General features: G+C 36.2%; 4 protein-coding genes. 3 read left to right on the top strand and 1 reads right to left on the bottom strand.

Going from position 1 to position 7,780, the window contains the following annotated elements; genetic code table 11:
* The first annotated feature begins 446 nt into the window (after window positions 1–446).
* The 3 genes from CUN59_RS19395 (at window position 447) to CUN59_RS19405 (ending at window position 6,047) form a co-directional block, all read left to right on the top strand.
* The gene (locus CUN59_RS19395) at window positions 447–1,163 is read left to right on the top strand and encodes a peptidylprolyl isomerase (protein WP_104389376.1); all 717 of its coding nucleotides are present in this window, start codon (window positions 447–449) and stop codon (window positions 1,161–1,163) included.
* 122 nt (window positions 1,164–1,285) lie between these two features.
* Window positions 1,286–4,279 (top strand): peptidase domain-containing ABC transporter, encoded by a 2,994-nt coding sequence (locus tag CUN59_RS19400; protein WP_104389377.1) that lies wholly within the window; start codon window positions 1,286–1,288, stop codon window positions 4,277–4,279.
* Between the two features lie 202 nt (window positions 4,280–4,481).
* The gene (locus CUN59_RS19405) at window positions 4,482–6,047 is read left to right on the top strand and encodes a beta-barrel domain-containing protein (protein WP_104389378.1); all 1,566 of its coding nucleotides are present in this window, start codon (window positions 4,482–4,484) and stop codon (window positions 6,045–6,047) included.
* A gap of 452 nt (window positions 6,048–6,499) precedes the next feature.
* On the opposite strand, the gene CUN59_RS19410 is transcribed toward CUN59_RS19405, so the two are convergent.
* On the bottom strand, window positions 6,500–7,213 hold the full coding sequence (locus CUN59_RS19410; RefSeq protein WP_104389379.1) for an ATP-dependent Zn protease: 714 nt from the start codon (window positions 7,211–7,213) through the stop codon (window positions 6,500–6,502).
* Window positions 7,214–7,780: the final 567 nt, after the last annotated feature.

The following is a 7,780-nucleotide window of genomic DNA, read 5'->3' on the forward strand; positions in this document are numbered from 1 at the left end:
GGCTCTTCGGAGCAAAATATTCTGTCTAAAGTATTTGTTTTAGACACTCAAAAAAGACCACTCTTTCCTAATTAATCCAGTAAATCAATTCACAAAGACAGTTACGAATCGAATCGAATATGGAAAATCAAAGATTTGTTAATTGCTCAACTGTCCCTTTCGTTGTTTGTGCTGGCGCACAAAATTACTCCAGGGACGTTTCACAATTAACCCTCCATTCCTCCCATCACCAAACTGAGTACAGTTTTGGCGGGGGTCTCCTGGAGGTTTAGATGAAAAATCTACTCTGATTGTTAGATACTTCATTGTATCTACCCATTCTCATGCAAATAGAGGGAAGTTTTCATAAATTCTATACCCTTAACCAAAAGATGACTTGGTTAACATCTAGTTCCATTATCTTACGAAGAGCAGTGAACACTGTGACAAACCAGATCATACACAATATGAATCCAGTCCTAAAATTGGGCGATCGCATCCTGGAAACTGGCGAGATATTATCATTGATGTCAGAGTATGAGCTACTACCGCTATTAGTGAAAGAAATCATCATTGATCAAGCGATCGCAGCAGCAGAAATTGTTTGCACTCCAGAAGAGGAAAAATTGGCCTGTGAACAAATAACCCAACAACATCAGGGAATAGAAACACAGCCTGAAAGTTTCCAGAAATTAAAACAAATGGCCATCCGGTCAGTAAAACTAGAAAAACTTAAAGAGGCGACATGGGGAGGGGATATAAACTCTTACTTTTTTCAGCGTAAACCCCAGTTAGATAAAGTAATTTATTCCCTAATTACTACTTCAGAAATTGGTATTGCCCAGGAAATTTATTTTCGTATTCAAGAAGGTGAACAATCTTTTGCTGATTTAGCACGGGAATATAGTCAAGGACCTGAAGCCCAAACCGGAGGTTTAGTTGGTCCGATAGATTTACAATCTCTCCATCCTCAATTGGCAAATATTCTGGCCAAAAGCCAACCCCACCAACTCTTACCACCAGTTCAAATCAATAACTTACTAGTAATTGTCAGATTAGAAAAATTACTACCAGCCCAACTAGATCATCCTTTGCGACAAAGATTATTGAATGAAAAATTTAATCAATGGTTACAAGCACAAATGAGAGAGATTCCATGGAAAATTCAACCTTCTGACAATTAGACACAAAAATAGCTGTGGTAGAAATTTAGTTTTGGTTTTAGCTGTGATTTTGCCCAATTACAATTGTCAAATTACACAATTCAACTTTTAGCAAAAATCCAACTCTCATTACCTCCATAAACATGACTTTTAGTATGAGTAACTTTGCCGAATTTATCTCTAATCTTGAAGGTTTTAATAAATTATCCTCTCAAGAAATTAGCCAACTTATATCACCAGAAATCTTAGAGCCTTTACGTTATCGTTTTGGTCAAAAAATTACCAGTAAAGAACAACTCCCCGAACGGATATTTATAGTCTATCAAGGTAATGTCAGACTGTTAGGATATGATCCCCAAACTCAATTACCAATTACTCTCAAATTACTGCAACCAGGGGCGGTAATTGGTGAAATTGGTTGGTTAAGGCAAATTGCTTGTGAAACTGCGATCGCTTCCACAGAAGCCATCTGTTTAACCTGGAAAGCCCAGGATTATTTACAATTTTTCTCCCAAAATTCGGCTTTTGCCCAAGCTCGTCAAAATCAAAGTCACTTAATAGAAGTATTTGATATTTTAAGTTCACAAATAGCACAACAACCTTTTGCTAATTTGAACCTAAAACAGATTACCCAACAAGCCCTATCAGAATCAAAAGTTGATTATTTATCACCAGGTAAAACTCATCTTAGAGAATTAGATCATAGTCGGATTTGGTTTATCAGTAGCAACAATTCATTAATAGGTTTAACTCCTGGGTTTCGTTTAGAAAATGAAATAATCGAAATTAAAGGTAATCAACCTGTCCGTGTTGTGGGTATTGATCCTAGCGATTTATCATTACTTAATTCCTTCCCTACAGAACCAGAAATTATAGACAATGTGGAGGATAGTACGGCAGTTTCCCAAATTCCTTATGCAGAAGAAACAGAAGCTCCCGCACCTCAGACATCCAAAGATATTCCCAAAAATCAAAATTACCCATTTTTCCGAGGCAAAGGAGAATTAGATGGTAGTTTGGCCTGTTTTCAAATGCTATGCAAGCGTTTAGAAATCCCCTTTCGTAAAGAAGTAGTACGGCGGATTTTAAATGACCAACTTAAACGTCAAGGTACTGTATCTTTCCAAGTTTGTGCTTATTTATCAGAATTAATTGGACTGAAATCCCAACTTATTGATATTCCCGCAGTTGCCATTAATCGTGTTCCTACTCCGGCATTAATTCGCTATCGTGATAGTTATGTAGTTCTCTATGCAGTAGATGGGAAAAAAGCTGTTTTAGGTGTACCGTCTCAAGGAATAATTAACTGCCAAATTAATCAGTTAATCCAAGAATTAGAAACCGATGAAATCAATTTACAACCACATTTTAAAATATTATTACTGAGTCCCACCAAAGAAACTCCCAAAGAACGATTCGGTTTAAGTTGGTTTATTCCTTACTTATCCCGTTACCGTGTGGTACTGATAGAAGTTTTTGTTGCTTCCTTTTTTGTGCAACTAGCAGCCCTAGCTAACCCCTTGATAATTCAAGTCATTATTGATAAAGTTATTATCCAAAATAGTATTAATACTCTGAATGTTTTAGGAGTATTACTATTAGCAGTTGGTGTATTTGAAGCTGTATTAACAACATTGCGGACGTACTTATTTGTAGATACTACAAACCGCATCGATATGAATTTGGGTTCACAAATTATTGACCATTTACTGCGTTTACCCCTGCGCTATTTTGATAAAAGACCAGTGGGGGAACTATCAACTAGAATTAATGAATTAGAAAATATTCGTCAGTTTCTCACTGGTACAGCCTTAACAGTAGTTTTAGATGCCCTATTTTCCGTCGTCTATATAGTTGTCATGCTGTTTTACAGTTGGGAACTAACGCTCGTAGGTTTGGGAACAATTCCGCTATTTATTCTAGTGACAGTAATTGCTGCACCTACAGTCAGTAGACAATTACGTGGTAAAGCTGAACGTAACGCCGAAACTCAATCTTATTTAGTGGAGGTAATGTCAGGAATTCAAACAGTAAAAGCCCAAAATATTGAATTGCGATCGCGCTTTTCTTGGCAGAAAAAATATGCTAAATTTGTTGCCGCAGGTTTTAAAACAGTTCTCACCTCTACACTCGCCAATTCCAGCAGTCAGTTTCTGAGCAAACTGAGCAGCTTATTGGTTTTATGGGTAGGATCTTATCTAGTGTTACAAGGAAAATTAACATTAGGTCAATTAATCGCCTTTCGGATTATTTCTAGTTATGTTACTACCCCAATTTTACGCTTGGCGCAAATCTGGCAAAACTTCCAAGAAACTGGCTTATCGTTAGAACGATTAAGCGATATTGTAGATACCCCCCAGGAAGCAGAAATAGATAGAAATAATATCCCTCTTCCTCCCATTATCGGTGCAGTTAAATATGAAAACGTTTCCTTCCGCTTTGCTGCCAACGGAGCCCTACAATTAAGCAATGTCAACGTTGAATTTCCCCCTGGTAAATTTGTTGGCATTGTTGGACAAAGTGGTTCGGGTAAAAGTACAATGATGAAAATACTGTTGAGACTTTATGAAATAGAATCAGGAAGAATTTTAGTGGATGGTTACGATATTGCCAAAGTAGAACTTTATTCTCTACGACGGCAAATTGGCGTAGTTCCCCAAGATACTCTTTTATTTGATGGCACAGTCCAAGAAAATATTGCCTTAACTAATCCTGAAGCCTCAACAGAAGAAATTATTAACGCTGCTCAAATTGCCGTTGCTCATGACTTTATTATGAGCTTGCCTAATGGTTATAATACACGAGTGGGAGAACGGGGATCAGCCCTTTCCGGTGGACAAAGACAGAGAATTGCGATCGCTCGTTCCATCTTACAAAAACCCAAATTATTAGTTCTAGATGAAGCCACCAGCGCCCTAGATTATGCCTCCGAAAAACAAATTTGTCTCAACTTAGCCCGCGTTTTTAAAGGTAGTACAGTCTTCTTTATTACTCACCGATTAAATACTATTAGTCATGCAGATACTATCGTCGTCATGGATAGCAGTAGAGTCATCGAGCAAGGTACTCATCAAGAACTGATGGCTACAAAAGGTCATTATTTCTACCTTTATCAACAACAGGAAGTAAACTTGTAATTTGTCAGTTGTCAGTTGTCAGTCGTGGAAATAAAATTCAACCGATAACTGATTAAAGATAAAATTACATATATGTAGAAGGCAAAAGGCAAGAGTAAAACCCTTGCTATTATTAGTTTTCAAGCATCAATAATTTCCTGATCATTGTGGCTACAGCCATAACACTAAATATTCAATCCAAAATCTAAAATCCAAACTTATTATGACTCAAGTTAATGGTAATTACACCAACAGTAACGGTAACGATAGAAAGATCCAAGTTCTAACACCTCCTAAATCTGCACCGCAAAAGCCGTCACAAGATTTTAACTTCGAGAACTTTGAGCAATCTGTAGTTTTAAAACAATCTCCAATCTGGTCTAGAAGCATCATGCTGACTCTGATAGCGTTAGCTTGTTTTGGCATCACTTGGGCTTGTTTAGCCAAAATTGAACAGGTAGTTCCCGCCACAGGACAATTAAAACCAGAGGGGACAATTAAAGATGTCCAAGCTCCCATTAATGGAGTCGTCAAATCCCTGTATGTCAAAGATGGACAGGAAGTAAAACCAGGCGATTTATTATTAACATTTGATTCCATAGCTACCTTAGCAGAATTAAATTCCTTGAAGAAAATTCGTGTAGCTTTAATTCAAGAAAATAATATTTATCGGCGGTTGATGGGAGCAAGTAGAGGCATAGATTCCGAAATAGAATTTTTACGCAGTAAATTACCAGGTGAATCAGCATTTCTGTTAAAAAGTCGGGCTTCTTTAGTAGTAGAAAATGAATTATTACGTACTCAATTACGAAATTCCTCTGGGACAACAGGAATAGGAATTGATGAGCAAAAACTACTAGAAGTAGCTAAAACAGAATTAGCATCTCGTTCCAAAGCCGTAGATTTAGAAATAGAAAAAATCCGCAAACAACTTTCACAAACTCAATTCAAACTTGCTGACACTCAAAATAGTTTAAAAATTCAAAGCAGTATTTTAGCAGGTCTTAAAACCTTAGCTGAAGAGGGAGGTATTTCTAAACTACAATATCTTAACCAACAACAGCAGGTACAAACTCTCAGAGCTGAAACATTACAATTGAAAGAAGAAGCAAAACGTTTAGAATTTGATATTGATAAAGGTAAACAGCAATTAACTAATACCGTTGCTAGTTCTGATAAAACTATTTTGGAAAAAATACGTGCTAACAAACAACGCATTGCCGAAATAGATAGTCAATTTATGAAGATTATTTTAGACAATGAACAACGTTTAGCAGATATCAACAGCAAAATTTCCCAAACCCAATTAAACGTTAAATATCAAGAACTTCGCGCTCCCGTTAGTGGTGTAATTTTTGACCTCCAGGCGAAAAACCCTGGATTTGTTGCCAATACTACACAAAAATTACTACAAATCGTTCCTAAAGATAGCCTCATAGCAGAAGTTTTCATCACTAACAAAGATATTGGTTTTGTTAAGAAAGGTATGAATGTAGACGTGAGAATTGATTCCTTTCCCTTTATTCAATTTGGTGGTATTAAAGGAGAAATAATAGATATTGGTTCAGATGCGTTACCTCCAGATCAAACCCATCAATTTTATAGATTTCCTGCTAAAATCAAGTTAGAGAGACAAAACCTGCAACTGGAAAATCAAGATCGAAAAATCTCCTTACAGTCCGGTATGTCTATTACTGCTAATATTAAAATCCGTGAAGAACGTACTGTGATGAGTTTGTTTACAGAAATGTTTACCGAACAAATTGAAAGTTTGAAGAAAGTACGTTAAGGATAGTTAAGATCTATTATTCAGTAGGGGTAATTCATGAATTACCTCTATTTTTTTCATATAGTATTATTCATAAATCTTACATCCCAGATCCTTGATATCATCTCCGGTTGAACACTTATCACATATGTTGAGGCTGGTAATGGGTAATTGGGAAAAGGCAATACAATGATGAACTATATCGTAAGTGATTGGGTGGACATGATATAAAATAGGCTCAAACGTATACCCCAAATGACTTTGACATAGTTTTGATTAGTTTGTTGGTATATCTGGTTTCCAGGCGTTTTTGGTTATTTGATGTATTTCCCTGATTCCGTAACGGTTTGAGTCATGTTTTTCCTCAAAAAATGTTTAAGTCCCAGTAGAACTTTTTTATCCAGAAGCCAAGGGTTTTTTAGGATTAAAAAAATATCAAGTCCGAGATAAAACTAGTCTTTAGTTCTTATGTACTAAACACATCCCTTTCCTTCGGGTGTGACAGTTGTGGGTGCGGAATGTGGGATAATCTTTTTACACTCCTCAACCTCAACCCCCTTTCTCATCGCTTCCACTAAAGCTTGATAAATATCCCAATTTTCCTGAATCAAATTTTTAGCTTGCAGCAGATGAAAACGCTGTTTTTGTTCAAAAACTTTCTCCTCAAAACCCAAAGCTGTTAAAAATTGATTTAAGTTAGCTTTATCATCACCACCACCTTCCGCAGACTTAAAAACAAGGTTTTCTGCTGCAATTCCCGCCATCCAAATATTACAATAGCGTTCTACCATTGAAACACTAATCTTTCCTTTCTCGAACTGTTTAGCAATTTCGTTATCCTCCAAAACTACCCCACCTTGTCCTGGTTGTCCCATTTTCCAAGCTTCCCACGCACTGAGAGTATAACCAGTAACCAGAATTCCTGACAAGTGAGCAACCAAAAAATGACCCGCTTCATGATATATAATCCGTTCTTTATATTCTGGAGAAAATCGCGCTAACCAATCTAAAACTATAGTTCCTACCTTCCCTTGAAAACTGAAATTATCTAAGGAAGCGATACCCAAAAACGCGACCATAGTTAAAGCAGGAATAGTTGGGGAAAGATTTATTAATGGTCCCAACAAAGTAGAAAGCGTCATCAAGAAGACAGATATAGCAATGACATTGATAGCGGTTTGATTCATGGGACGTTTTTTAAAAAATCTGTTTAAATTTTCAACTTACTTACCATAATAATAAGTTATATCATTTCCGGTTGAACACTTATCATATATGTTGAGGCTGGTAATGGGTAATTGGGAAAAGGCAATACAATAATGAACCATATCGTAAGTGATTGGGCGGACATGATATTTTTTATAACCCACATTCCGCACTTCAAAAAGTAGCATAATTAAACTACATCAACAGTAAATCAAAACTTATGGTTTGAACAATTACGTATCAATAGCAAACAAAATTATGAACGCAAAAAGTTAAGCTTTTATGGGTGTTTAAAAGCTGTTTCAAAAACAATATTTAATTGAAGGTGTGTAATAAGTTATAAAAAAGATAACCGATAAAATCGTAAAACTATAGAGAATAGTTAAGTTGAAAAATAATATTTTTGACAAGCATTAGGTAAAAATTGCAAGATATGACAGTGTGACTCCGTTAAGTTCAGAACTCGTTGAAATCCTTGTATCATCAAAAGATGAATACCTTGGAAGCACTGAAATATCCATCTTAATGTGGGAGATTCTGTTGGTTTA

The organism is Cuspidothrix issatschenkoi CHARLIE-1 (assembly GCF_002934005.1).
GTDB lineage: Bacteria > Cyanobacteriota > Cyanobacteriia > Cyanobacteriales > Nostocaceae > Cuspidothrix > Cuspidothrix issatschenkoi.

Excerpts from the sequence above, each read along its gene's own strand:
- CUN59_RS19410 (WP_104389379.1), bottom strand. The coding sequence starts at position 7,213 with ATGAATCAAACCGCTATCAATGTCATTGCTATATCTGTCTTCTTGATG.
- CUN59_RS19400 (WP_104389377.1), top strand. The coding sequence starts at position 1,286 with ATGACTTTTAGTATGAGTAACTTTGCCGAATTTATCTCTAATCTTGAA.
- CUN59_RS19405 (WP_104389378.1), top strand. The coding sequence starts at position 4,482 with ATGACTCAAGTTAATGGTAATTACACCAACAGTAACGGTAACGATAGA.
- CUN59_RS19395 (WP_104389376.1), top strand. The coding sequence starts at position 447 with ATGAATCCAGTCCTAAAATTGGGCGATCGCATCCTGGAAACTGGCGAG.